The organism is Photobacterium alginatilyticum, assembly GCF_009910675.1.
Lineage (GTDB): Bacteria > Pseudomonadota > Gammaproteobacteria > Enterobacterales > Vibrionaceae > Photobacterium > Photobacterium alginatilyticum.
On record NZ_RSEJ01000023.1, the window covers coordinates 65598 to 91038 of the forward strand.

Below are 25441 nucleotides of genomic sequence, written 5' to 3' on the forward strand. Positions count from 1 at the left end.
ATTACCCTGTTTTTGCTTAGCGATTTCTTCCTTAATATCACTACAACAATTCAATATCCAACAATGTTAACGCCAGTGGCTGTCACACTTTAGCGTTAGCTCATATACGAAAAAGAGAGAAGAGTCATGAAAGCCATCGGATATCTCACCCCAAAAACCATTGACCAACAAGACGCACTCGTTGATTTCGAGCTACCGACACCAACGGCGACAGGCCGTGACTTGCTGGTAAAAGTCAAAGCTATTTCCGTCAACCCGGTCGATACCAAGGTCAGGGCAAGTGCCGCACCAGAGGAAGGTCAGTATAAAGTGCTTGGCTGGGATGCTGTCGGCGAAGTGACTGCTGTTGGCGAAGAGGTTGAGCATTACCAGGTTGGTGATAAAGTTTGGTATGCCGGTGATATTTCCCGCTCCGGAACAAACGCCGAATACCACCTTGTTGACGAACGTATTGTCGGCAAGCAACCAACCACGGTTTCTGACACACAAGCAGCAGCCCTGCCTTTGACCGCAATCACGGCCTGGGAGCTTCTCTTCGACCGTTTACAGTTCGATCTTACTCCTAATGCCGAAAAATCTGCCAAGGTACGCTTGCTGATCATCGGGGCATCCGGCGGTGTAGGTTCAATCCTGACTCAGCTAGCTGCCAAGCTCACCAATGCCACCATCATCGGAACCGCCTCTCGGCCAGAAAGTCAGAAGTGGGTAACCGACCTTGGTGCCGATTATGTGATTGATCACTCTAAGCCTTTGACCGAAGAGCTCAAACGAATTGAGATTGATAACGTTACCCATGTGATCAGCCTGACTCAGACCCAAGCCCATTTTGACCAGATTGTCGAAGCATTGGCACCGCAAGGACATCTAGCACTCATAGATGATCCAACAGAGCCTCTGGATATCATGAAGCTAAAAAGAAAATCGCTATCTTTGCACTGGGAACTGATGTTCACCCGTTCTCTCTATCAGACAGGAGATATGGATAAACAGCGCCAGCTATTGAATTCAGTGTCATCAATGATTGACGATGGCGAGCTTGTCACAACCCTTGGCCAGCACTTTGGCAAAATAAACGCCGAGAACCTGATAAAGGCCCACGCGTATATCGAATCGGGTAAATCAATCGGGAAAGTAGTACTCGAAGATTTTTGATCAATCTTTACAGGCATTCATTAACCCGCTACCGGGCGGGTTAATGGGTATTCCATTTTTTAACTGCTCTTAATTGAGTGTATCAAGTCAAAACTGATAGCCATTCGCCCCTGCCACTGCGCCAAGTACAGCAATCAAGCTTAGACTGAGTAAGACTTGGTGCATTCGATGCAACCAGACGAAAGCCCGCTCGCTGTCTTTCTGTGCTTGTTGATGAAACCAGCGATGCAATACTAAAGGCTCCAGCACAAACAATACCAGGGTGAAGATCATCCATACCAACGTCATTAAATGCATCCACCAAAACTGCGGCAACAAATAGCGATCCCAAGCATTCATCACCTCCAGCATATAGTATCCCGACGCGCCGGTTATCAATGTGGTGATTTTCGCCTGAAGACTGAACCGCCCTTCTAGCTGCTCAAATAGATCCAAGCGATTCTCCGCATTTGACACTCTTCTCAATGACGGAATAAGTACCGTCGTCACAAACGCAACGCCGCCTATCCACATCACGACACCAAACACATGCAATACTCGCGCTAACACAAAAAAGTCAAAATCGTTCATAGCTGTCATCACTACCGTTACTGCGAATGCGATTAATAATATATATCATATACATGTTATAAAGTGTAGCGTTTACAGCTTCCATTAACAGCAGTAGAACGACATTCTTACCGGGATTTCCTACTTGAGAATGATCAAGATAATGCTAGTGCCTATAGCCGAGAGGCGACCCAAGTTAGGCTTATTATGGGATGCAACTTGGCTACGCAATTGATTTGTCCAAATAAGAAACACAACCGTATATTGTCTTTAATATAAGACTAAATAATAGATGATAACGTTCTGTCGGAGATGACATGTACCGACTATAAAAATTGAAACTATAGTTAGAATCTGCGCCAGTGTAGTATCACAACAAAACAGCAACTGGCATCTTTTTTTTCATTCAATACAGGATGGTGATATGAGAAGAATATGCATATCAATAATCTCAATCACAGCTAGCCTGATGGCACCTTCCGTTTTATCCAACCCTACTTTTGAGTCAAAAGGAGATGGATGGACATTATCAACAGGTCTGTACCTTATCACCCAAAATATAGAAGCAGATTCAACCGTTAATACACCTGGTGGTGGCACATCAACTCTTCCTGTATCACTGGGATTCGGTGATATTATGGATAATCAAGACGGCCTAGGAGCATTTTTTTTCCGGTACGGTAACGGTACCTGGGGCGTAGAGCTTGATTATGCATTCATCTCATTGAAAAACAGCCCAAATCAAGTTGTCGGCCCGATCACCATTAATAAAATTACATTTGATGTCGAAGAGCTTGAAATTTATGGTACCTACCGTCTGTACCATGACGATTTCACGACAGATTTATTAGCCGGTTTTCGCTATATCAATCATGAACTAGAAATAGATCAAACAATCCAAACGCCCCAACCTGTTCCAACATCACAATCAATATCAGCCAGCTTTGGCGATGAATGGACTGATCCCTTTTTAGGTTTCCGGCTAATCAACAACATTGCAGATACCAACTGGTTTTACCTGACACGCTTTGATATTGGTGGGTTTGGTGTCGGCTCTGATCTGACATGGCGATTTGACTTGGGCGGAGGCTATGCATGGGATAACGGCTGGCAGGCTGTTGCAAAGTACAAGAGACTTGATGTCGACTTTGATAATAACTCATCCAGCGACCGCTATAGCTATGATGGCTATGAGCATGGAATATTAATCGGAGCGGCCTACTCTTTTTAATCTATTTGTTACCCATAAAAAGCTCAATACGAAAAAAAGAAAAGCGAGTGATAAAAACTGTATGACTCAACGCGGCTATGCCGTCCTTAATTAATCAAAAAAATAGCCATGTCAACAATGATTCCATTACGAACTCATCAGCAGCCCGTAGAAGGTTGCTGTCGAAAGAATAAGGAGCGAAAAGGACAATGAGAATACTTACATTGCTTTTTACATCCGCCTTTATGTGCTGGACTGGTTATAGCTTTGGTGCCGGGGGCGTTGTAACATCGCCTACAGGTACAGCACCCGATAGATATGCATATTACCCTGGTACCGAGGAGCTTGCTAAAGAAGAGATACGCGTTATTGCCTGCGGTACCGGCTTGCCAGCTGCTCGCCGCAGCCAAGCGGCTACATGCTTCCTGATCGAAACCGGCAACGGAGACAAATTCCTGTTTGATATAGGTACAGGCTCGATGGCCAATATTGCCGCCCTGATGATTCCTTACCAATATCTCGACAAAGTGTTCCTCTCCCACCTACATACCGATCACATGGGAGATATTCTGGGGCTGTGGGCAGGAGGCTGGACTGCAGGACGACCCAACGCACTGCAGGTTTGGGGGCCTTCCGGACAGACACCGGAGATGGGTACCGCCTATGCGATGGAGCACTTTCTCAAGTTCGTCAACTGGGATAAGGTAACCCGTGAATACAAAATCACCCCAGTGCCAGGTCAAATCGAGACCCATGAATTCGACTACAAGGGCGTGGACCAGATCGTCTATCAGGAAAACGGAGTGACCATCCGTTCCTACCCCGCCATCCATACAGGTGACGGTCCAGTCAGCTACAAGCTGGAATACGCTGGCATGAGCGTGTTATTCAGTGGTGATACCGTACCCAACAAATGGTATGTAGAGCATGGCAAAGGCGTAGACTTAGCGCTACATGAGGCGTTCCAGGCACCGGAGCAGCTGGTGAAATTCTATAACCAGCCGCCACAACTTGCCTGGCGCGCCTGCTGCGAGTTCCACACCTCGCCCCAATCCTTTGGCAAGATCATGAGCACGATCCAACCCCGACACGCGGTGGCGTTCCATTTCTTCAACGAGGAGGGAACCCGCTATGGTATCTACGAGGGCATCCGGGAAACCTATGACGGCCCCTTATCGATGGCGATAGACATGATGGTATGGAACATCACCAAAGATAAGATCACCGAGCGAATGGCAGTATCTGTTGATGAAGCCTGGTCGGTACCCGGCACAGCTCTCCAGCCACCACCAGAAAAAGGACGCCCTAACCCCTCCTCTGAGTGGATTGAAAACGGCCGTTGGTTAGACGGCTTCAAGGCACAGGACGCAATGCTGGATGATTATATGAAAGAGTATGGTCTGGAAAAACAGGACTGGCGCCCGGCTATGTACAAAGAACTTGAAAAATAACTGGCTATCATTCTAATGAAACAAAGCCTCCGCCCATCACGGGGGCTTTATGTATTGACTGAAAAGGAGAGTTGTTAATGTATAGAACATTACGAGCTATAGGTCTACTGTGCGCAGTGCTCGCGTTCATGTCCGACGACGCAGACTTCGTCAAAGACGCCGTAGCTGAACAATCTCCAACGGAAACACCAAGCGCATGGTACCCTCGCACGGAAAAACTCAGACCTAACGAGATGTTTGTTGTGGCGCTGGGTACCGGCATGCCGACGCCCATTACCCGTGGGCAAAAGTCTTCGGCTTGGTACGTTGAACTGGGTAATGGCGACATCTTCATGTTCGACGTTGGCAGCGGTTCGATGGAAAACCTGTTCGCCCTGCGTCCGGAATTTCACCGCGTCGATAAAGTCTTCGCGAGCCATTTGCACACTGACCACGTGGGTGATGCTGCTGCGCTCTGGGTTGGTGGCTGGCTGAGCGGACGCTACACCCCCCTGCACATTTACGGACCTTCAGGCTCCAAGCCTGAGCTTGGGACTGCCGCTTTTGTCGAGGGACTTAAAAAGGCCTATGCTTGGGACATTGCTGGTCGCTCGGGCATACTGCCTGACGCCGGTGGTCAATTGATTGCACATGAGTTCGACTTCAAACAGGACGGTGGCGTGGTCTACGAGAAGAACGGAGTAAAGATCACCTCTTTTCCCGCCGTACATGTTCTCGATGGCTCGGTTAGCTATCGACTCGACTGGAAAGGTTTGAGCTTCGTCTTTGGTGGTGATTCGGCTCCTAACAAATGGTTCATTGAGCGAGCCAAGGGCGCCGACTTCGTGATCCACGAATTATTCTACACGCCCGAAGGGCTCGCCAAGACGCTTGGCTGGGAGGCTCGACAAGCAACCTTCGTATCATCATATATCCACACTCCGCCCTCGGGCTTCGGCAAGATTATGGCTGAAGTTAAACCACGACTGGCAGTGGGTTACCACACAATTCGTCAACCCGAACTGGACATGATGATGATTGAGGAAGTCCGAAAAGTCTACGATGGACCGCTGGTGATCGCAAACGACTTGATGGCATGGAGCATTACCAAGGACCAGATAAAACAACGTGAAGTGGTGAGTTCCGAGCGTGTTCAAGCACCACCGACAACTCAAGCCTACAAGGAGGCCAAGCGAAGTGGTGAGGCAAAATATTCAGAGTTCATCAACAACGGCAAGTGGAAAGGTTATACGCCCCCCCCACTTCCAGAGAAATAATATTTAATCGGAGTCATAACTCACATTTTGGTCAAACGGGGCTACGGCCCCGTTTGTTATATTGTGTTACTACAATTGGGTTAATGACGATGAAAGAGCAATAACAGAACGCTACATTGACTCTACAACTTAGCTGTTTCCAGCAAACTATCAAGCAGTTCAGCCAAGCGATCAATATTGGCGCTTTGTACCGTTAACCAATCTCCTTTTGCTGAAGTGTTCGCCGCAGGGCTAATAACAACACTGTGTATCCCCAAATTATCTAATCGCCTACGGGTTTCGGCCATAGGCTCCCCTTCCCAAATCATGATTCGTACCGGCTTCTCGGCCAGCATCTGCTGCAGTTCCTGCCACTGAGCATCCGTTGGTGCCTGATCCGGCTCCCAGTGCAAAGAGCTGCCATTCACCTGGTAGCGACGTTGGAAGTACTGATATACCGGGTGTGAAAAGATAACCGACTCGCCTTCCAGGCGGGATAATTGCTGCTGAAAACGCGTATCCAGTAGTAAGAGTTGTTGCTGGAGAACAGCCAGACGGCTTTCAAAACCGGCAGCCTGCTCCGGCCAACGCTGGATTAATTCTTCGCCCATATTGTTTACCTGCTGGGAGGCCTGAAGCATATCCATCCAGGTAGTTATCGCGTAGCCGCGATGATTGTGTTCACCCTCAAGACCATGGCTATGAGTAACACCTCCCTCAATAGGGATCCACTCACGCTGAAAACTCTTGCTGGTGTTAAATAGTTTGGTGGTAGGTAAAGATACCGTGGTTAACCAGCTCTCATAACCGGCACCGTTCAGCACAATCAGATCAGCTTGTTGAAATTCAGTGATGTGTTGCGCAGTAGGTCGCCAAGAAGCCGGGTCACCGGTGGTATCAATGGGAAACTGCACATCAATGTTGTTACCTGCCAACTCTGTGGCGAAATAATAAAGGGGGTTATTACTTACCATGATCAGCGGTTTGGTCCGTGACGCCAACGAGGACTCTGTTTCACTGCCTGTATCAGATGGCTCGCAGCCACTCAGCGCGGTTATCAGGCAAATTAACACAATCAATTGGTGTTCCATATGCGTTGTTCTCCTTTCATTTACGCAATTAACCATTGCTGCAACAAAGCAACACCAAACCGCTGACTGCAAATAAATAGAGCTGTAGCCAATAGCGAACTGGCAACAATGACGACAACAACCTCCGCAGCTAACAGTACCGTCACCTGGCCGCGGCTGGCTCCAATACGGGTCAGGCTTTCCACCTCATTGTGACGCAGGCGCATCGACAACATAAAAACCAGAGCCGCAACCAGCAATGTAGCGCCACCTATTACCGTAACGGCAATAACCACATAATTACGTACGGTAAAAACGGTATCGAGTAACTCTTGCATGACTATCTGGGTACGAACAATCTGATTATCCAGATCCGGAGCAGCAAATCGCCCTTGCAGTAAGACTGCCGCTTTATCACTTTGGGGAACCGGTATCACGCTGCTGATTGGCAGCTGGCGCAGATCACCGTGAAAGTGAAAGCTATCAATGTTGTCCGGAGTAATTTCGTTCCAGTTTTGCACCGAGGCATTAGCAATAATTATGTCGCCATCTTTTTTAAGAATTTGCCGCACCGCCGAGCCTTGGTTAAGATCCTGATGGCCATGGCCTAACCCTTCTATCACCCATGTGGTTTTAATGTCGGTAAAAATAGCTTTATCATCCGGGCCAAAGCTGCGCTTTAATACACCGACAACAGGCATTTTCAGTGGATAAATACCGGCAATGTCAAACACACTCTCCGGTGACGATATTACCGAGTCACCCACACCAATCCCCAGGCTCTCTGCCACTTGCGCACCAATAACAGCCTCCCCCAATAAAGCCATAGAGCGGCCACTGGCAAATTGGTGCCGGCGATAATCAAAATAGGACAGCGTTGTTCCTACAATTGGGAATTGTTGAGAGTGAAAACGAACATAAAGAGGGATAGCCTCGGCCAGTCTCATGGACTCCAGGTTTTCTACGTCAGCATAAGGCATTGGTGCCGGTGTGTCAGAGCGAAAATATAAGGTATTAAGTACCAACTCCAACGGGCTGCCATGACGGCCAACAACCAAGGGAGTTTGATCGGCACGCGCCATTAACTGCTCGGCCGTGCGATCAATCAGTAACTGAATTGTCAACGGTAACCAAAAAACCAAAGTAATCGCCGTGACTAACAGTGCTGTTTTCACACAGTGGTAGCGAAAATACTGATAAGCAAGATAGAGCGCTCCCATCACCTATGACTCCTCAGCACAGATAAAGTCATCAAGATCAACGACCCGGTCAAATTGCCCCAGTAACGAATGGTCATGGGTAACGGTCAGTAATGCACTGTTATTGGCTTTTGTTTCATCAATTATCTTCTCTAAGGCAAGATGCTTATTTCGTGGATCAAGATTACCGGTAGGTTCGTCAGCAAGAATAATTGGAGGCTGTAGCAACAGAGCTCGGCAAATCGCCACACGCTGTCGCTCACCCTGCGAGAGCTCATTAACGGGACGTCGCAGCTTATCCGCGATCCCCAGAGACATAGCCAGTTTATCGGCTCGATGCCTGAGTTCCTCATTAATAGCGAAACCACCCAATAAGCGTGCCGTTAGTAAAATATTGTCGAGTACCGACAGGTAAGGCAGCAACTCAAACCCCTGAAAGACCATACCCACTTGTTGCAAGCGATAACGTCTGGCCTGTGCTGAATGCATCGCTGATATACACTGTTCCCCCATAAATATGGTGCCGCTGTCTGGTTTCAGTATTCCTGCCAACAAATTCAACAACGTGGTTTTCCCCGAGCCACTGGGACCTATCAGTGCCAATGTTTCACCACCGGCAATATCCAGCTTCGCAATGTTTATCTGAAACTGAGTCTGAGAATAAGCAAAGCGGAGCTTTCTGATCCGTAGCATGACCACTCCTACAGGCGTTCTTCGTGTAACACCGTCATTGACGTCAATTTCCATTGTTCTGCTATTGGCTCGATCATCAACTTAGCCTGATACCGATTGTTGCGCTGGTGCACGTGGCCCCAGTGCCCTACTGACCCTTTTACGATCCAACTAACATCAGCCTGAAACCCTTCGCCTTGTGCCGCTTCTGATAAAACAACGGATTGCACTTCAACAGCTTTTACCTTGGCTCTTGCTCCCCCTTGATTAACCAATTCCAGCCCTCGGCGGGTTTCCAAGTAAATATCCGTCAATAAGTCACCGGTGACTGAGCTCGATAAGGTATCGTAAATAGCCCCCTCTTCCCGATAATCAAAAGCACGATAGATATTGTGCAGCAAGCCATCGATTATTTCCTCACCTCGCTGCTCGCTTGGCAGACTGGCTTTGCCTAATGAAGACGTTACTCCGGCAGCCACTGCAACAAACAGTGCCACCAACATAACAGCCCTTCGCCCCTGAGGTTGCCGAGCACTCTTTATCATTATGAGCAGCATAAGCAGACAAATTAGATACAGCAGCCAACGTGCGTCATGAAGCCACTGCTGCCAAGCAGCAGGCGGCGGAGTGATGACTTTTAAAGCGGGTATCGTTGGATTTTTCAGGTAATTTGTCCAAACCAGCTTTTGCCACTCTGGCTGTAAATAGGTCGGTAATGGCCCAGCTTCATCGACCGCGGAAGCCGGTACCAGTTTAATTCGATCATCCCAGAGATCCCAGTTCATCACCACTTCACCCGGTAACTCAGCCTGGGGATAGACAAAAATGGCACCAAGTATTGCACCATCAAGATCCAACTCCTGCGGAGGATCTATAACGCGGGAGCTAGTTAATGTTCGTTCAAGAAAATTCACACTGTCCAGCTGACCTGTAACAGCTTTTCCATTGATGGTAACAGGCTGATGCCGGGATAAAAAATCAGCCACTTTTAGCTTAAGATCGCCCTGCATCGCTATCGGAATCGTTGATTTCCCTTCAAGCCCTAAATCCAGCCAGCGCTGTAGATCTTTAGGCCTGACAATAATCTCTTTACGGACCTCAAGCGGCTCTACATAGATAAAACCACTCATAGGCGCAAAATACTGACGACGTAGGTTGCGGGTATTAAAAGTACTGTACCAAGGGTCCTGCCAGTCTAATGACAATATATAGCCACTGCTCAGATAACGAAAATCATTAACGGCGATACCCTTGTGATAAGCAACAAACCCAATATCAGCTAAACCGTACTTATGTGGTGCCTGAAATACCAGCTCTTTTGGTTGTGACTCAAATCGATAATGAAGAGTGGCTTTCACGACATCTTCTAGGTCGTCTTCCGGTATTGGTAAAGGCTCACCAGTAATTTCGTCGCGAATAACGCGCTTAGCCGGAGTAATGGCAACAAGGCTTGCTGTTAGAGGCTTTTGGTTATCAAAAAGAACCAAGTCTTCAGAAAAAAAATGCGAAAGTCGCTTTGAAAAGGATCTCTGCCCGAAGCCTAAGTACTGATATACAGGATCTGGAAGTAGATTACGAAAGGCTGGAAGAGCGTTTGAACCTATTTCAAGCTCAACCCTAACCCCCTTCTCTTCAATATAGAATTCTGCAATGGTACTGGCTTTCATTGCCTGACTGCGTATCAGGGCATCACCGTAAACAAACCACGGGAAAAGTAATATCAAATATAAAATAATCTTTCTTAGCACTATGCGGTTATCCTTTTTGACCTCAAAGCAACTAATCGATCACGAGAAAAATGAAACTATAACCATGCAGCAATCAATTCACCTATTACCACAACCACTCGACAATCGATTTTGACTGCAAGCCTGAGTTTGCTTTTATGCTAGCAGAAGGAAATATCCACTTGGGTAACCAAGAGTATAGAACAGAATACAACACATAGTTTACGATTAGTCATTGCATTCATTGTTGTAAACATCGAACGCTTATACAACCAAACATTAGAAAATATACAGGAAACCCACATTCACAGCCTATAAGTGAGTTTCTTCCTAAATGAGAGTGGGATATTATCATGTTAGAATAATGTGTCAGATCTAGTAACAAACTCTAAGAATAAACATCTGGTAATCAAATTCACCTGAGCGGGAATGAAAAGCCGACAATTCGCGCTTAAGATCCTCTAATGCTACGGAGCCTTGCAACTGCTCTTTAAGTGCTTCGACTCTGTTCTCGAGCGGCGCATAATAATTCCGCCAACTCTCATCACTTAAAGCAAAGCTGTCTATCACTTCGTAACCGGCTTGCTCTGCCTGTTCTATACGCTGAGCGGCTGTGGTCATATCCGGGTATTCCTTTTGCCAAAAAGCTAACGCCTCCTTGCTTGGCGATTCTACGCTCCAAACCAAATCACTAAGTACCAATACCCCGTGTTTTTTCAGCAAAGGGCGCCAAGCTGTTAGGGCATTATTTACCCCCATGATGTAAGCACTACCCTCACTCCAAATAAGATCAAAACTCTCTGGTTCAAAAGGCAGCTTTTCCATATTGGCACAGACAGTCGAAACCCGATCACCAATACCCTGCTCTTTCAGCGTATTCATCAAAGTTTGCAGAGCAAATTCTTCATTATCCACGGCGGTTATGTTGGCCAAATTATGCTGCGCTAATACCGTGGCTGCCAACACCTTGGTTGCGGTTCCCTGACCGCAGCCAATTTCTAATATTTCTTGCGGTTTATGAGGCAGCAGTTCAAACGCCTTAAGCGTATCTGCCTCAGAGCCTGGTCCCCAGCGCTCAAGCGCTTTGAAAACCAAATTAAAATCATGCATGTACTGTTCGTGACTATTCATATCTTTCGACAACCATTTCAGTCTCATCGCCTGCTTCTCATCGAAGCCTTGTTTGATTAACCATTCCAAGTGCGCCTCGGGCGCTTGCTGCTCCAGCGTTTCATGCCAGTCTGTCAGGCTGCTTTCACCCAACAAGGCAGCAAGTAGCTGACGTGACTTCTGCTTCTGCGCAATCTCTTCATCCAATTGGCGCAAGCGTTCAACCAAAATACTGCGCTCAACCTTTTCATCCAGACAGGCCTGACACTCTTTTAGTGTCAGACCTCCAGCCTGTAGCTTTTGCAGCAGCTTCAGTCGTTGTAAGTCTTTGTCGGTATAGCTCCGATAACCATTATCCAGCCGCTGCCCCTGGATCAGCCCCTGCTTTTCGTAATACAGCAGGGTTGTTCTTGATAAACCCAGCTTTTCAGCCAGTTGAGATATCCGATACATATTAAAGCCTTACACTCTGCTGCGTTTTACCACAACGCTTGTTTATTAAACGCCGGAACACACTTCGAGCACCCGGCAATAGGTGTTAGCTCTTGCTCGGTCAGAGACTGAGCTAACCAGCCATGCGGATAAGATAAAGACAATGGCGCTTTAAACTGTTCTTCTGTTACCTGCCGGAAGCCTACCTTAGAGTAAAAAGCTGGATCACCATAGGTGAAAGCAAGCTCTGCACCTTGCTGCTTTATCGCCTGCAAGCCAACCTTGATCAGTGCCTGACCAATACCCTGCCCCTGATAGTCGGTGCACACCGCTACTGGGGCAAGCAGGAACACCTGTTTGTCAGATTCAAACGTCAATCGGGTAAACAGAATGCTCCCCACCACTCTGTTGTTGTCATTGGCGACAAACACATAAAGATCATTGCTGTCGGTTGTCTCGATCAACTCTTTGACCAACTCACCAATCAGTTTACCTTCGGCCTCCCCTTCTGAATCAGAAAAAGTCTGGGTAAATAGGCCAATAATTTCTTCAGTCTGACTTGGCTCATACTGGCAATAGTTCATTGTTTTTTTCCTCGCTAAACTCATGCTGCCAAGCATAAACTGTAGAGCTGTAGACAGGTCAAGCTTGAATAAACGAAACGTCTATCAAGAAAAGGGAGGCAATCATGAATTAAGAGTTAATGCTGGGAGCTTAGACAGCTAGCAGCTAGTTATTCCTTTCTCTAAATATGTTATTACCAGCGCCAGTAACACGATGGTTTTCTTATCAATTTCAGGATCTTCTGCGAAATAATGATCACTCCCCAGAGCAACGATCGTCATACTATTGGGTGCAATCGCATCTGTAAGTAAAGTGAGCCCGTCATTGGGCCCCTCAGGTTTCAATAATGGGTACTTTCCTATAGAAAATTTGCTGAGTTGGCCGGAGAGCGGAATCCCCAAGTAGTTAATGATTAAAAGCTCGGATTCTATCCTTAGGCGAGAGAAACGACTTCTGCTACGACCCGTTCCCATACTAACAATGGCCTGTTTATCCCAGCCTTGATCCCATACAGCAAAATTGAAGAACCAGCTATGAGGCCATTGTTGGTAGTAGTCAATCAGAGGGCTGCCCTGCAGTATTCCACCGATATTAAACCAAGCCTTAACCGCTCTCCTCTCTTTTTCACTGAGCAATTCTGCTAGAGCAAGATGGATAGCGGGGCCCGCCGAACTAGCACCAGCAAGAATGATCCCTTTTCCTGCTCGGCCATGATGAATAATATCCGTTGCCAGGTATTCTGCATTTTGTTCTACAGAGCCTGTGGGGGGAAGCTCGACGAGATAATTTTCAATTCCTAGCTTGGTTGCCATTGCCCGGGGAGCGTTAAAATCCGCACCAGTCAAATGCCCACTTTCTGCATAGTCCCAACCGGGTACAAAGAGCAGCTTATAGGAAGAAATATTCAACCCTGCGATAGTTGGACTTTCCATTTGATGGGTAAATGAGTTATTCAGTTTTTTATTGCATTCATTCTTTAATAAAAGATCAGCAAGAAACAATGAGGCAAAATCGACGGAGTATTGTTGAGAGATGCCCTTCAGCTCGTCGCGTGATGGGATGGTATTTCTGTACTGTCTGTAAAGGCCTGAAATCCTCTCATCCAGTTCCCGATTACTGAACTCTCCTTGCAGATAACTATCGAGATAGTAACGAGCGACCTCTGAATCAACTGTTGTGAACACATGCTCCCCAAACAACGGACTATCTACAAACATCTTTGGCGTGGAACTACAGGCACCTAAGAGAATAAACGCTAATAAGAAGAGTGAGGCTATAGATAGTCTTCTCTTCAGACAAGGCATAAAAAGGCATAGTCTTAGCCCATCAAGAAGCCCCATCTTATAGCTTTTCGATGACGGCGATAAACAAACTAAGTTCCAGAAAACTGTATCTGTCTTTGCCTTCATTATCTACGGCCTACGGTGCATGTTTATCACATTCTCGATGGTCATGATCCCAAACATGATTTTCCGCACGAATGACTCCGAGCTACTTACAAAGTAGAAATGAGGATGCCTGGACCAAATTTTCTGCAGCTTTACATCTAATTGAGCGGCCTGATCAGTAGACTCGTTTCTTACCGGATTATTACTGCTAATATCATGTCCGGTGATTGCCGCTGATTCAAAAAATATCACGGCATCATAGCGAGCAATTTCATGTTCAAAGGTTGAATTTACCCCCTTAAAAAAATCAGTTTCCGTACCTGGCCAATAGGCCAACCCATCTAGTGATCCGCGATCACAAACCAGCAATCTATCAGGAAACTGCTTTTTATGGATTTCTTCAAAATTTTTCTGCAACTGAAAAATCGTTTTCTGGATTATCTTAACCATTTGCTCATTGTCTGAGCGCGGTATACCTCCGGAGAAAAGCACAGTTGCAGCCTCAGGGACAACGGCAATTTTATCGCCTAGCTCTCTGCGGAAAAGATCCAATGCTGTGGTTTTGCCCCCACCCGGACCACCAGTTACCACAACTTTCAACTGCTTTTTCATATTTGCTCTAACTCGCTTCCTGTGATCTAAGAAGCTTAGCCAATAAAAACGACATCTGTTGGACAATGGTATTGCTGAAGTTCTCCCCGTTTGGTCTTGGTATGGTAAGCTGCCCATCAATGTATAAAAGGGTTTTAGTTTCACAAGGGAAATGTTATGGAAATTTGGAAGTTGCTGCTCTTTATACCAGCGTGTTTTGCACTCAACATAACACCGGGACCTAATAACCTTTTATCTATGAATAACTCAAGATGCTATGGATTCAAATCCGCTTTTATAGCGGGACTAGGCCGAATCACTGCATTTTCAGGAATGATTGCTCTCGCAGCTTCAGGGCTAGCTGTCGTGTTATACACATCGGAAACATTATTCTTTCTTATTAAACTGGCGGGTGCAATTTATTTGCTATGGATAGCCTTTAACCTTTGGCGTTCAGAATCCAGTCCTGTCACTGATATCGAACGAAGAAAAAGTCTTCCTGGGTTAGCAAGGCAAGAGTTTGCACTGGCAGCAGGTAATCCAAAAGCTATCCTAATTTTTACAGCCTTCCTGCCCCAGTTCGTTGACGTAAAAGCTAACGTAAACGCGCAGTTTTTCATGTTAGGTGGTACATTTCTCCTATTAGAAATGCTGGCAATCTCAATCTACGCACTCTTTGGCTTATACCTAAGGCATTGGTTCTCGAAACCCAAAATGGCAAAGCGTTTTAACAAGGCTTGTTCACTATTTTTAGTCTTTTCTGGTGCTAACTTGCTGTTTAGTCGCCAATAGGTTCAACCTATCAAATTGATAAGCCTAAACGATTATAACTATTGGCATGAACACTCCATACTTATTAAATCAAAGAGGACAAACAACTCGAAAAATATGGAGTACCGTTATGACTGTAGACAAATTAAGAGATAGCTTAACACATGCTCGTGCCAACTACTGGATACTGACTTTTGTTTGTAGCGCTATATTAGCGTTATTCTTAAATGAGCTAAATCAGGACGTAAACCCAAGCTATTTAATGACATACTCTATCTCGCTTGCTATTGGCTATTACCTATCCACAGAGCTTAAAAAAACGATAATATCAATTAAGGTTGAACTAGATAACCTTATCTTATAATGATTGGTTAATGATGCGGCATCACCACCTATTCAATTGATATCAAGCCAGGTCAATTAGGATACATTGAGGATTTCTGACAATATGTAGATCTAGTTTTTTTGGAAAGAAATCGCTCATATCTCATCTTCCCTCGCATAAATGCCCAAAAACATTACAAGTATTTTTGTGATTAATAGTCCAATGACTTGATTTAGTGTAAAGTACCCGTTTTATTGACTATCAACATTAATATTATGAGTGACATTTTTAAGACACTACTAAACCTGCGTTCTCTACGCGCCGCTGCACGAGAAGAGTTCACGCTAGAGCAACTTAAAGAAGCCCTTGAGAAACTACAAACTGTAGTTACTGAGCGTGAAGAAGCTGAAGCAGAATCTCGCCAGGCCGACAAAGAAAAAGAAGAAAAATTAAAAGCATACCGCGAGATGTTAATCGCAGATGGCATCGATCCAGAAGAGTTGCTAGCTACTCTGGCCGACGCCCCTAAGAAAGCAAAGCGTGCGCCTCGTCCAGCTAAGTATAAATTCACCGTAGATGGTGAAGAGCGTACTTGGACAGGCCAAGGTCGTATGCCTTCGCCTTTGAAGGAAGCTATCGAAAGTGAAGGAAAATCACTAGATGATTTTCTGATCTAAGCTGTAAAGCCCCGATTCGCGGGGCTTTCACTTGCGCTCACACTTTTTATACCCAAGCTACCTCAAGATGCTCGAGATTAATGGAACCTTGGCTTATTGATAGTTAACCAAATACGTCACTTGAACAAAATCGTTGGCAAAAGCAGTCGCCTTCGCTTGTTCCAGTTTGATCTCTTTTGACGTTTTACCAAACAGCGGGATCCCTTCGCCCAATAGCACTGGAACACGGGTAATGGTCATTTCACTAATTAACTCAAGGTTAAGAAAAGCCTGAATAGTGGCACCACCATCGATATAAGCATGCTGATGACCTTCGCTCTCAAGGCGAGCTATCAAAGCACCAATATCACCAGAGTACATCTCTACTCTACCCTTCATATTGTCTGGCGCTTCTTTCAGCGTATTACTCAGCACAATGATCCGCATATTGCCATACGGCCATTGCTCGGGTGCCAGGTTCATGGCGGAAATTACTTCCATCGTTGAGCGGCCCATAATCAGACAATCAACAGAAGCCAAGTAGTCATCCCAGCCGGTATCGACTTCGACATCAGGCTTGCCTGCAGTATGTAACCAGTCAACACTGCCATCTTTTTTTGCAATAAAACCATCAACACTGGTTGCGATATATACCGAACATTTCATATTTTTGCTCTTTCTGAAAAATGCCGAACTCACCTTAGACCCTTTCTTGGCTTTAAGTTCTGTTTGAGTTACAATTAATTCTACAATGTAGAAATTAATATTAGTCTAGCGAGGATACAAAATGCCTGTCAAGGAGAAAAAACGAGGCCGCCCTAAGGGATCAGGCAGTCAGCTGAGTAAAGAAAGCATCATGGAGGTGGCAAAGAGATTAATGCAGGAAGACGGGAAGATCCCCAGTATTCGTAAGCTCGCAGCATGCCTAAGTGTTGATGCCATGGCGATTTACCATTATTTCAGCAACAAGAATGCACTCTTGGAAGCGATCACCACTTCATTGATCGAAGATATCTATGAACCGAAGGTGAGTGATAACTGGAAATCAGAGCTCAATGAACTGTGCACGAGCTACTTAACGCTATTAAGCCGTTATCCCGGGTTGTTGGAAACACTGCTAGGAATGGACTCGCACAGCCCTGCAGCGGTATTTATCGAACGATTCCGGGTCGTAGTCGAACCATTAGAACTAGACGCTGAATCAGCAAAGAACGCACTGGATCTGTTGGCCGACTACCTTCACGGCTATGCGTTTGCGTTACAGTGCAATAACAGCCAGTCGACGCTTGACTTGAAAATGATCAAAGGTCCCATCGAGTTGTATTGCGTGGCGCTGGAAAATGCTTAAATTCATCCCTATTAAACAACAACGGTATTCCGACCCGAATGTTTAGCGTGATATAGCTTTTCATCTGCACGGGATAAAGCCTCTTGAAAAGACTCATTTTCGTCATTAATCGCAACCCCCGCACTGATCGTTATCTCAAACGCGATGTGATTGTGTTTAAATTTTAATCGTGAGGTTTTTCGCCTTACACGCTCAGCACAGTTGAAAGCGGCTTCTTCATTCTCGAAAAAACCTACAATGACAAACTCCTCCCCGCCAAAGCGAACGCAATAATCATTACTTCTTACATTATCTACCATCACATTCGCGACCTTGGCTAACACTTCATCACCGCATTTGTGTCCAAAGCGATCATTAATCGATTTAAAGTGGTCAATATCTAAAAAGATAATTGCCAAGAGGTTGTCCTTATCTCGTTGTCGTCTATTGATAATTGTGGGTAATATTTCACCTAGAAACCTTTTCGTATAAAGGTTCGTTAGAGGATCTCGAATAGCCACATCTTCAAGCTGCCGAACAAAATAATTGACGAGAAGCAACACCAGGACAACAAAAGAAATAAAGCTGAGAAGCAGAGCACCAGACGCTTTTAATATAATCCGATGAATATTTTCTAGCATATCATCAAGATAAATGCCCGTTCCTAGCGCCCAGTCCCAAGGCTTAAAATAGGATATATAGGAAATTTTGGGGTATTCCAGCGCCGAATGTGGCTTTGGCCAAGAGTAGGAAACCCATCCTCCCCCGTTTTTCGCTTTCCCAATAAAGTCCCTGAAAACTTGCGCTCCATTACTATCAACCCAATCGATCTGGTTTGTACCAACCCTTTCTGGAGTATAGGGCTGCATAAGCAATACGCCATCTCCACTATTAATCCAATAATAGCCGTTTTCACCAAATGTCGCCGACTCAAGCGCGTTCATCGCCAGGGTTTGAGCATCCTCAACGCTGACCTCCCCTCGCGAGGCTAAGATATAAAAAGACTCAATAATGCCGATACCCACTTCGGAGATATATTTGGACTGCGCTCTTTTTTCCTCCTTGAGGCTATTGGAATATGAGAGAAAGAAAAAGTATAGAAAGGCCAAGGCGCCTGCACTGATAAGCAGAAAAACCGAAATCAGCCTCTTATAGATTACTGAGTACATTGTCAGTTACATATCTCTCAAATTAGAATATCCAGTTATAGAGACCTCATATTTTGAATTATTTCAACCTCGCAAATTGTGATACTCACCCCAAAATTTAACCTTCATTTTGTTGGTTTATTGCAATCCTAAGCCTTACGTGAGCACATATGCGCATATTGATCTGGCTAAAAATACAGCTAGGATCACCTTTATCCACATTCATGCTATTCATACATATCCGTTTGCTATTACCATTTCTATGCATCGCAGGGTAATCAGAAAGGCAGCACCATGGAATATTCACATAAACAAGTTCCCATGGAACCAAAAGAAGACGATAACAACACAGAAAAGAGACCAATGGATGAAGTACTCGACAGAGTAACCAAATTGGCATTAGAAACAATAGAGCAGTTATCCTCTAAAAAAAGTAACTCACAATAATTAACACCTCTGAATAAAGGTCACTGTAGTGACCTTTTAAGAAATCAAATCAAACCAGTATTTATCTATTAGCAATGGAGATATATAAAAATAACGTAAATACAAGTACTATCTATTCAATTTACGTTATTAAATAGTTTTAATGTAAATAATAATATGGATTTTCAGCTATGCCGCCCATGCTCTCTGCACAAGGCGGCACCTTGTTGTATTTCCGTATACTCTTAACTAAACGCTCATAACGGCCTACAACCCTTTCTTATACTGCGCATTGGTTGTCGGCAAGATAGCATGCTCTAGCGCCTGTCTGGCCCCTTCCCCACCGTTGATTAGGTTCTGGAACAGCTGGATCACACTGGCCTTATCTTCTTTGACGGTAGTTTGCGTTTTGATATCTCTTAGATCAACAAAGAAGCTCGAAAACATTCCTTCGAGATCAGACGAAATCTCGGTATTCAGGAAGTTATGTTCACTGTAAAGCGAGTTGTGATCGCCCTTTTGCTTATCAAGAACGAAAGAGGCATCTTTCAGATTGATAATCGACGCAGACTTCTTGCACTTCCTAAGACACTTCGCATCAAAGGCTTTCTTCTTGCAGCCCACTGTCTGGTGGAACAGGCACTGGCGGCTGGTCATCAGCAGAATCGGATGGTAAATACTGTAGAACAACTTGAAGTTGTCTGGTCTTGCAATAGGCTTAATCTGTTTCTTGTTGATTTCATTAGAGATGAATGAGCCAACACAGTTAAACTCTTCCTTCATGCAAAGGAGGCTAAATGAGTTCGTTACATTGAGGTAAGGGCCTGCGATCCAATCAATACCTTTCTCATAGGCCGAGTGGGCAATACCCGTATTGTTGGTCACTATCAGTTTAGGTTGCACCTGATCAAGAAACTTAACAGCAGCGGTATAGTTTTCGCCTATCAAAATAGACGGGAACCAAGGGATCAGTTGCTCATTCTCAGTAAAAAGGTCAACCAAGCGTGGAAGTTCATGATGAAGAGAGTCTGGCAACTGATAATAAATATCCGCCGTGGTAGAAGCGCACAGATCGATACCCTGTTTTGAAGAGATCAGTACCGACAAGGACGGCTTGTCCTGCAGTTTAGGTAACTTCTTCACCTTTGGCGCATCAATCGGTGCAATACGGGCTTTGTCGCCATTCAAATTAAAGAATATTTGTTCTTTAATCGCAGTCAGCTCGTTAAACGGCAGGAATACGCCTTCCTTAATATGATCTACACACAATGACTCAATATAGTATTCAGCATTATTCAGATTGTTAAGCCATTTCTCTATTACATCTTGTTCTAGAGTATATTTATCTGAGTGAATTACCGGGTTGTCTGAATACACTTTAAACGTCCGGTCGGGTGTCGACACCGATACAGTTAATGGACAGTTCGCCTGTACAGACACAGTTATACTTAACGGAAGCTTATCTGTATTAAAGTCTTTAATTTTCTCTGCAACTGTCGTGATAATAGCCGTTTTATCATCATAGAGCTTTTTCTTGACCTGTTTTACACTCTCTTCCGTTGTGCAGTTATAGACTTTGGAAAAGTGCTTGGCTGAGTGATCGCGAGGGTTATCAATAAACATATTTTTATTGATATCGCCGACCAGATAAGAGTTTGAGAAGTCACGGTTAAACACCGTATAGAGCTCAGTGGTATCCGTAAACAACTCATTGCCATCGCAGAAATTGTCGATTTGTTTACGCCAGTTATCTACGACTGTATACACATAGTGTGACTTCTTAATTCGCCCTTCAACTTTAAGCGAATACACCCCGGCATCGGCTAGCTCTTCAAGGTTCGAATAGGCCGAGTTATCTTTAAGATTTAGAGGATAATCTTTTCCAGCCTCGGTCGTTTGGTACTTGTCTCGGCAAGGCTGGCTGCATCTACCGCGGTTGCCCGAGCTGCCGTTTTTCACCGAGCTGATATAACACAGGCCAGAGAAGCCAATGCAATACGAGCCGTGAACGAACACTTCCATCAGCACATTATGTTCATGCCCAACCTGTGCCAGATGCTTAATCTCTTTGATATTCAGTTCGCGAGATAAGTTAACGCGACTTGCTGTTAATTTATTCAGAAAGAAGATTTGACCATCATTATGGGTATTAGCCTGAGTCGAGGCATGAACATCAAGATCTTTAAAGTGTTCTTTTAGTATATAAAACAGACCTATATCTTGAACGATCACGCCATCAATCTTGGTATTTACCAGCTTATTCAGCAATCGAATAATCGCTGGAATTTCACTTTCCAAAATGATGATATTTAATGTTAGAAAAATTTTGCAGTTATGTTCATGAGCCAGTCTTACAACGCCACTCAGGTTATCAAAAGTTAAATTTGTCGCTCTATTTCTGGCGTTGAAGTTATCGAGTCCGCAGTATATCGCATCTGCACCTGCTGCTATGGCCGCTTTTATCGACTCAATATCGCCACCTGGTGCCAATAATTCAAACTGATTTCTCATTGCGATATAACCCACTTTCTAACATTGCATATTTCAAAGGGGCGTATTCTACGTGGTTCTTTTATTCATTACCAATGTTGCCATACAGGGTGTTGGTAATGATAACTAAACGTATTTACAGGCTATTAATGAAACGCTCGGACATTATTAGAAAAGTATTTCTCGGAACAGGAGAATCAAAAAACCTGCACCACCCTTTATAGGCAAAGGTGATACAGGTTTTACTTATCGGCGATTAATTCGCTTAGTTAGATTTACTGCCTAGGTGCAGCCAAGTTTCGACAACAGTATCCGGGTTAAGTGATACCGAATCAATACCCTGCTCCATCAGCCAGTCAGCTAAATCTTCATGATCCGATGGTCCCTGACCACAGATACCGACATATTTGCCAGCTTTGTTGGCAGCTTTAATCGCCATCGCCAGCATCGCTTTAACCGCGTCATTGCGCTCGTCGAACATGTGGGCAATCTCACCCGAGTCACGGTCTAGGCCAAGTGTCAGCTGAGTCATATCGTTCGAGCCAATCGAGAAGCCATCAAAGTACTTGAGGAACTCTTCAGCCAGAATGGCGTTCGACGGCAGTTCGCACATCATGATGACTTTAAGGCCATTCTCGCCACGACGAAGGTCGAACTTCGCCAGCAGGTCGATAACTGAAGCCGCTTCGCTCACAGTACGGACGAACGGGATCATGATCTCAACGTTCTTCAGCCCCATGCGCTCACGCACACGCTTGATGGCTTCACACTCAAGAGCAAAGCAGTCCTCGAACTTCGGCGAGATATAACGCGATGCACCTCGGAAACCAAGCATCGGGTTTTCTTCTGTCGGCTCGAAATGTACGCCGCCAACCAGGTTGCGATACTCGTTCGACTTGAAGTCTGACATACGAACGATGACACGCTTCGGCCAGAATGCCGAAGCCAGCGTCGAAATACCTTCGGTCAGTTTCTCAATGTAGAACTCGACTGGATCGTCATAGCCCACAATGCGCTGGTCGATCTCGGCTTTCAGCTCATCAGACTGTGAATCGTAGTTCAGCAACGCTTTCGGGTGGATACCGATCATCTTGTTGATAATGAACTCAAGACGGGCAAGGCCCACACCTTCATTCGGGATACAGGCGAAATCAAATGCACGGTCCGGGTTACCGACGTTCATCATCACTTTCAGTGGTAGTGTCGGTAGGTCGTCAACCGCCGAGCGGCGAACCTCGAACTCCAGCTCACCTTGGTAGATGTAGCCAGTCTCGCCCTGTGCACATGAAACCGTCACTTCCTGTCCTGTCGACAGCAGCTCAGTCGCATCACCACAGCCAACAACGGCCGGAATGCCCAGTTCACGCGCGATAATCGCAGCGTGACATGTACGCCCACCGCGGTTGGTAACAATCGCAGCCGCCTTCTTCATCACAGGCTCCCAGTCAGGGTCTGTCATGTCAGCCACCAGCACGTCGCCCGCCTGAACCTGATCCATTTGGCTTAGATCCGATACAACACGCACAGCACCAGAGCCGATACGCTGACCGATTGCACGGCCTTCTGTCAGCACCGTACCTGACCCATTGAGGTGGAATCGCTCCATCACCTGAGCATCATCACGGGAGCGTACCGTCTCAGGACGGGCCTGAACGATAAATAGCTCACCAGTGACACCATCTTTGGCCCATTCGATATCCATCGGGCGGCCGTAGTGTTTTTCGATGATCATGGCCTGCTTGGCCAGTGATTCAATCTCAGCATCAGTCAGAGAGTACTGCTGACGCTCTTCATCCGTAGTATCAATTATTTCTACCTGGGTACCCAGCTCTTTGCCTTCCGCGTAAACCATCTTGATTTGCTTAGAGCCGAAGGTACGGCGAACAACGGCAGGGTTACCGGCCTGTAGGGTTGGTTTGTGAACATAGAATTCATCCGGGTTCACCGCCCCCTGCACAACCATCTCACCCAGTCCCCATGAAGAGGTGATAAACACAACCTGATCGAAACCAGATTCTGTATCCAGGGTAAACATTACACCCGATGAGGCGACATCCGAGCGAACCATGCGCTGGATACCCGCAGACAATGCGACACCTTTGTGCTCAAAGCCCTGATGGACACGGTAAGAGATCGCACGGTCGTTAAACAGAGAGGCAAATACATGCTTTACGGCTTCAATGACAGCATCAATGCCACGTACGTTAAGGAAAGTTTCCTGCTGGCCAGCAAACGAGGCGTCAGGTAAGTCTTCTGCTGTCGCTGATGAGCGAACGGCAACAGAGAGCATCTCATCGCCTTCACCCAGCTCGCTATAGCAGCTACGGATTTCATGTTCCAAATCGGCCGGAAGCGGTGCTTCTAGAACCCAATTTCGGATAGTTTCTCCTGCCTGCTGCAGCGCATTCACATCGTCAACATCTAACTTCTCAAGCAGATTGTAGATACGATCATTCAGGTCATTTGCATCAAGAAACTGGTTAAATGCATATGACGTTGTCGCATAGCCGTTAGGCACTTTTACGCCTGCACTGGCTAGGTTTGCAACCATTTCACCCAGTGATGCATTCTTTCCACCCACTTTATCAACATCGTTCATTGATAAAGCATCATACCAAACAACATTCTGTTGCACGGCAACTCTCCTTTAATTGGATTCAACAGTTTATGTGGGCAACCTCTCAACGAAAACGATTGCATTCGCAGTCAAAAAAATACTGCGTACAATATGCCTCCGTCTAGGTATTCTTCTCTACATAGTATATGTAAAAGAAGAATAGATACCCTGTAAGGTTATTGTTATAAGTATTAATGAGCTTAACGTTACAGATATTTTTTAAGGATTCAACTTTTTATGCAGCGCAAATCCAATTTTCGTGATGTATTTTACGTTTCTGACGGTACAGCGATTACTTCTGAAACACTTGGGCATGCAATTTTGGCTCAATTTCCCATTGAGACCCGACAAATGACCCTGCCCTTCGTCGAGTCAGTCGATCGCGCCCTCAACGTGCAAAAACAGATCAACCGTATCTATGAAGAAACAGGCGTAAAACCCTTGGTTTTCTACTCGGTGGTGCTCCCTGAAGTGAAAGCGATTATCGAAGATTGCTCGGCCAATCTCTACGATGTACTGAATGCGCTTGTTGAACCACTCAAGCATGATCTGGATATGGAGCCCATGCCCCAACTGCAACGCTCGCACAGTATCAGCAAAGATGCTGCCAGCTATCAGGATCGAATCGCCGCCATCGAGTACACACTCGCCCACGACGACGGTGTTTCACTGAACAATCTCGAGCAGGCCGATATCATTCTGCTCGGGGTGTCACGGTGCGGAAAAACCCCGACCAGCCTGTATCTTGCCATGCAGTTCGGGATCCGAGCCGTCAACTATCCGTTCATTGCCGAAGACATGACGAGCCTGAAACTGCCGCAGGCGATTGAGCCGTTCCGCTATAAAACTTATGGCCTGACCATAGATACCGGCCGCCTGGTTGCTATCCGAAACGGGCGCTACGCCAACAGTGATTATGCCAGCCTGCAACAGTGTGAATCCGAACTTAACAAAGTCGAAAGTATGTTCCGCCGCGAAGCGATTCCCTACCTCAACACGACCTCTTTGTCGGTTGAGGAAATCTCGACGCGCTTGCTGGATATGAGCGGTTTGAAACGCCGTATGTGCTAATGATAGACATTTTTATCCTCACAAAATAACAGAGTGGTTTTGTCAGGCATTTCTGCTCGAATCACAGTAACGAAAATGCTTGCCGTTCCTTTGCGGCAAGCACTCCTCTCACACTGTTTTCGTTTTTGCCCAATTGACTCAAATGGGATAAAAAACATATCGACCTATGCATCTTACTGATGTCTCATCATATTTTCTCACTCTTGAGAGCTTGATTAAGCTTTAAATTCAGTCACTTATTAAAAACTCAATTTTCTCCC

The 25441-nt window shown here is 45.7% G+C and carries 23 protein-coding genes; 10 read left to right on the plus strand and 13 right to left on the minus strand.

What is annotated here, in order from left to right; all coding sequences use genetic code 11:
- The first annotated feature begins 126 nt into the window (after nucleotides 1-126).
- The gene (locus EIZ48_RS19905) at nucleotides 127-1152 is read left to right on the plus strand and encodes a zinc-binding alcohol dehydrogenase family protein (RefSeq protein WP_160655257.1); all 1026 of its coding nucleotides are present in this window, start codon (nucleotides 127-129) and stop codon (nucleotides 1150-1152) included.
- An 87-nt stretch (nucleotides 1153-1239) separates the two neighbouring features.
- Here the strand turns inward: EIZ48_RS19905 and EIZ48_RS19910 are convergent, their stop codons facing one another.
- The gene (locus EIZ48_RS19910; protein WP_240153032.1) at nucleotides 1240-1731 is read right to left on the minus strand and encodes a hypothetical protein; all 492 of its coding nucleotides are present in this window, start codon (nucleotides 1729-1731) and stop codon (nucleotides 1240-1242) included.
- Between the two features lie 394 nt (nucleotides 1732-2125).
- Here EIZ48_RS19910 and EIZ48_RS19915 point away from each other — a divergent pair, with 394 nt between their 5' ends.
- The 3 genes from EIZ48_RS19915 (at nucleotide 2126) to gntH (EIZ48_RS19925) (ending at nucleotide 5618) form a co-directional block, all read left to right on the plus strand.
- Nucleotides 2126-2932 (plus strand): hypothetical protein, encoded by an 807-nt coding sequence (locus tag EIZ48_RS19915; protein ID WP_160655261.1) that lies wholly within the window; start codon nucleotides 2126-2128, stop codon nucleotides 2930-2932.
- A 188-nt stretch (nucleotides 2933-3120) separates the two neighbouring features.
- The gene (gene gntH, locus EIZ48_RS19920) at nucleotides 3121-4362 is read left to right on the plus strand and encodes a guanitoxin biosynthesis MBL fold metallo-hydrolase GntH (RefSeq protein WP_160655264.1); all 1242 of its coding nucleotides are present in this window, start codon (nucleotides 3121-3123) and stop codon (nucleotides 4360-4362) included.
- A 128-nt stretch (nucleotides 4363-4490) separates the two neighbouring features.
- Nucleotides 4491-5618 (plus strand): guanitoxin biosynthesis MBL fold metallo-hydrolase GntH, encoded by a 1128-nt coding sequence (gene gntH, locus EIZ48_RS19925; protein ID WP_160655267.1) that lies wholly within the window; start codon nucleotides 4491-4493, stop codon nucleotides 5616-5618.
- A gap of 122 nt (nucleotides 5619-5740) precedes the next feature.
- Here gntH (EIZ48_RS19925) and EIZ48_RS19930 read toward each other — a convergent pair whose 3' ends face one another.
- The 8 genes from EIZ48_RS19930 to EIZ48_RS19965 all read right to left on the minus strand — a co-directional run bounded on the left by EIZ48_RS19930 (nucleotide 5741) and on the right by EIZ48_RS19965 (nucleotide 14371).
- Nucleotides 5741-6688 (minus strand): metal ABC transporter substrate-binding protein, encoded by a 948-nt coding sequence (locus tag EIZ48_RS19930; protein ID WP_160655270.1) that lies wholly within the window; start codon nucleotides 6686-6688, stop codon nucleotides 5741-5743.
- A gap of 20 nt (nucleotides 6689-6708) precedes the next feature.
- Nucleotides 6709-7887, minus strand: a complete 1179-nt coding sequence (locus EIZ48_RS19935; protein ID WP_338046934.1) for an ABC transporter permease — start codon at nucleotides 7885-7887, stop codon at nucleotides 6709-6711.
- Nucleotides 7888-7890: 3 nt separating this feature from the next.
- Nucleotides 7891-8559 carry an ABC transporter ATP-binding protein gene (locus tag EIZ48_RS19940; RefSeq protein ID WP_160655276.1) on the minus strand — a complete coding sequence of 223 codons (669 nt, stop codon included), beginning with the start codon at nucleotides 8557-8559 and terminating at the stop codon, nucleotides 7891-7893.
- Nucleotides 8560-8567: 8 nt separating this feature from the next.
- Nucleotides 8568-10286, minus strand: coding sequence for a hypothetical protein (locus EIZ48_RS19945; protein ID WP_160655279.1), 1719 nt, complete (start codon nucleotides 10284-10286; stop codon nucleotides 8568-8570).
- A gap of 354 nt (nucleotides 10287-10640) precedes the next feature.
- The gene (locus EIZ48_RS19950; RefSeq protein WP_160655282.1) at nucleotides 10641-11828 is read right to left on the minus strand and encodes a MerR family transcriptional regulator; all 1188 of its coding nucleotides are present in this window, start codon (nucleotides 11826-11828) and stop codon (nucleotides 10641-10643) included.
- A gap of 26 nt (nucleotides 11829-11854) precedes the next feature.
- Nucleotides 11855-12391, minus strand: a complete 537-nt coding sequence (locus EIZ48_RS19955) for a GNAT family N-acetyltransferase (RefSeq protein WP_160655285.1) — start codon at nucleotides 12389-12391, stop codon at nucleotides 11855-11857.
- Nucleotides 12392-12529: 138 nt separating this feature from the next.
- Nucleotides 12530-13780, minus strand: a complete 1251-nt coding sequence (locus EIZ48_RS19960) for a hypothetical protein (RefSeq protein ID WP_160655288.1) — start codon at nucleotides 13778-13780, stop codon at nucleotides 12530-12532.
- 3 nt (nucleotides 13781-13783) lie between these two features.
- Complete coding sequence (locus EIZ48_RS19965) at nucleotides 13784-14371, minus strand: AAA family ATPase (protein ID WP_075765575.1); 588 nt, start codon at nucleotides 14369-14371, stop codon at nucleotides 13784-13786.
- A 156-nt stretch (nucleotides 14372-14527) separates the two neighbouring features.
- Between EIZ48_RS19965 and EIZ48_RS19970 the strand changes: the two genes are divergently transcribed.
- The 3 genes from EIZ48_RS19970 to EIZ48_RS19980 all read left to right on the plus strand — a co-directional run bounded on the left by EIZ48_RS19970 (nucleotide 14528) and on the right by EIZ48_RS19980 (nucleotide 16123).
- On the plus strand, nucleotides 14528-15142 hold the full coding sequence (locus EIZ48_RS19970) for a LysE family translocator (protein WP_160655291.1): 615 nt from the start codon (nucleotides 14528-14530) through the stop codon (nucleotides 15140-15142).
- A 109-nt stretch (nucleotides 15143-15251) separates the two neighbouring features.
- A complete protein-coding gene (locus EIZ48_RS19975; RefSeq protein ID WP_160655294.1) occupies nucleotides 15252-15485 on the plus strand; it encodes a hypothetical protein in 234 nt (77 codons plus the stop codon).
- A 236-nt stretch (nucleotides 15486-15721) separates the two neighbouring features.
- Nucleotides 15722-16123, plus strand: coding sequence for an H-NS family histone-like protein (locus EIZ48_RS19980; RefSeq protein ID WP_075765569.1), 402 nt, complete (start codon nucleotides 15722-15724; stop codon nucleotides 16121-16123).
- 93 nt (nucleotides 16124-16216) lie between these two features.
- Here EIZ48_RS19980 and EIZ48_RS19985 read toward each other — a convergent pair whose 3' ends face one another.
- Nucleotides 16217-16768: a dihydrofolate reductase family protein gene (locus tag EIZ48_RS19985; RefSeq protein WP_160655297.1), complete on the minus strand. Its 552-nt coding sequence runs from the start codon at nucleotides 16766-16768 to the stop codon at nucleotides 16217-16219.
- Nucleotides 16769-16889: 121 nt separating this feature from the next.
- Here EIZ48_RS19985 and EIZ48_RS19990 point away from each other — a divergent pair, with 121 nt between their 5' ends.
- A complete protein-coding gene (locus EIZ48_RS19990; protein ID WP_160655300.1) occupies nucleotides 16890-17450 on the plus strand; it encodes a TetR/AcrR family transcriptional regulator in 561 nt (186 codons plus the stop codon).
- 11 nt (nucleotides 17451-17461) lie between these two features.
- Here the strand turns inward: EIZ48_RS19990 and EIZ48_RS19995 are convergent, their stop codons facing one another.
- On the minus strand, nucleotides 17462-18598 hold the full coding sequence (locus EIZ48_RS19995) for a diguanylate cyclase (RefSeq protein ID WP_160655303.1): 1137 nt from the start codon (nucleotides 18596-18598) through the stop codon (nucleotides 17462-17464).
- Nucleotides 18599-18871: 273 nt separating this feature from the next.
- Between EIZ48_RS19995 and EIZ48_RS20000 the strand changes: the two genes are divergently transcribed.
- The gene (locus EIZ48_RS20000; RefSeq protein WP_160655306.1) at nucleotides 18872-19024 is read left to right on the plus strand and encodes a hypothetical protein; all 153 of its coding nucleotides are present in this window, start codon (nucleotides 18872-18874) and stop codon (nucleotides 19022-19024) included.
- A 246-nt stretch (nucleotides 19025-19270) separates the two neighbouring features.
- Here EIZ48_RS20000 and EIZ48_RS20005 read toward each other — a convergent pair whose 3' ends face one another.
- Together EIZ48_RS20005 and ppsA are read right to left on the minus strand one after the other, a co-directional pair.
- Complete coding sequence (locus EIZ48_RS20005; protein ID WP_160655309.1) at nucleotides 19271-21514, minus strand: peptidase U32 family protein; 2244 nt, start codon at nucleotides 21512-21514, stop codon at nucleotides 19271-19273.
- Between the two features lie 244 nt (nucleotides 21515-21758).
- The gene (ppsA, locus tag EIZ48_RS20010) at nucleotides 21759-24128 is read right to left on the minus strand and encodes a phosphoenolpyruvate synthase (protein WP_160655312.1); all 2370 of its coding nucleotides are present in this window, start codon (nucleotides 24126-24128) and stop codon (nucleotides 21759-21761) included.
- A gap of 219 nt (nucleotides 24129-24347) precedes the next feature.
- On the opposite strand from ppsA, the gene ppsR reads away from it, so the two are divergent.
- Nucleotides 24348-25181, plus strand: a complete 834-nt coding sequence (ppsR, locus tag EIZ48_RS20015) for a posphoenolpyruvate synthetase regulatory kinase/phosphorylase PpsR (RefSeq protein WP_160655315.1) — start codon at nucleotides 24348-24350, stop codon at nucleotides 25179-25181.
- Nucleotides 25182-25441: the final 260 nt, after the last annotated feature.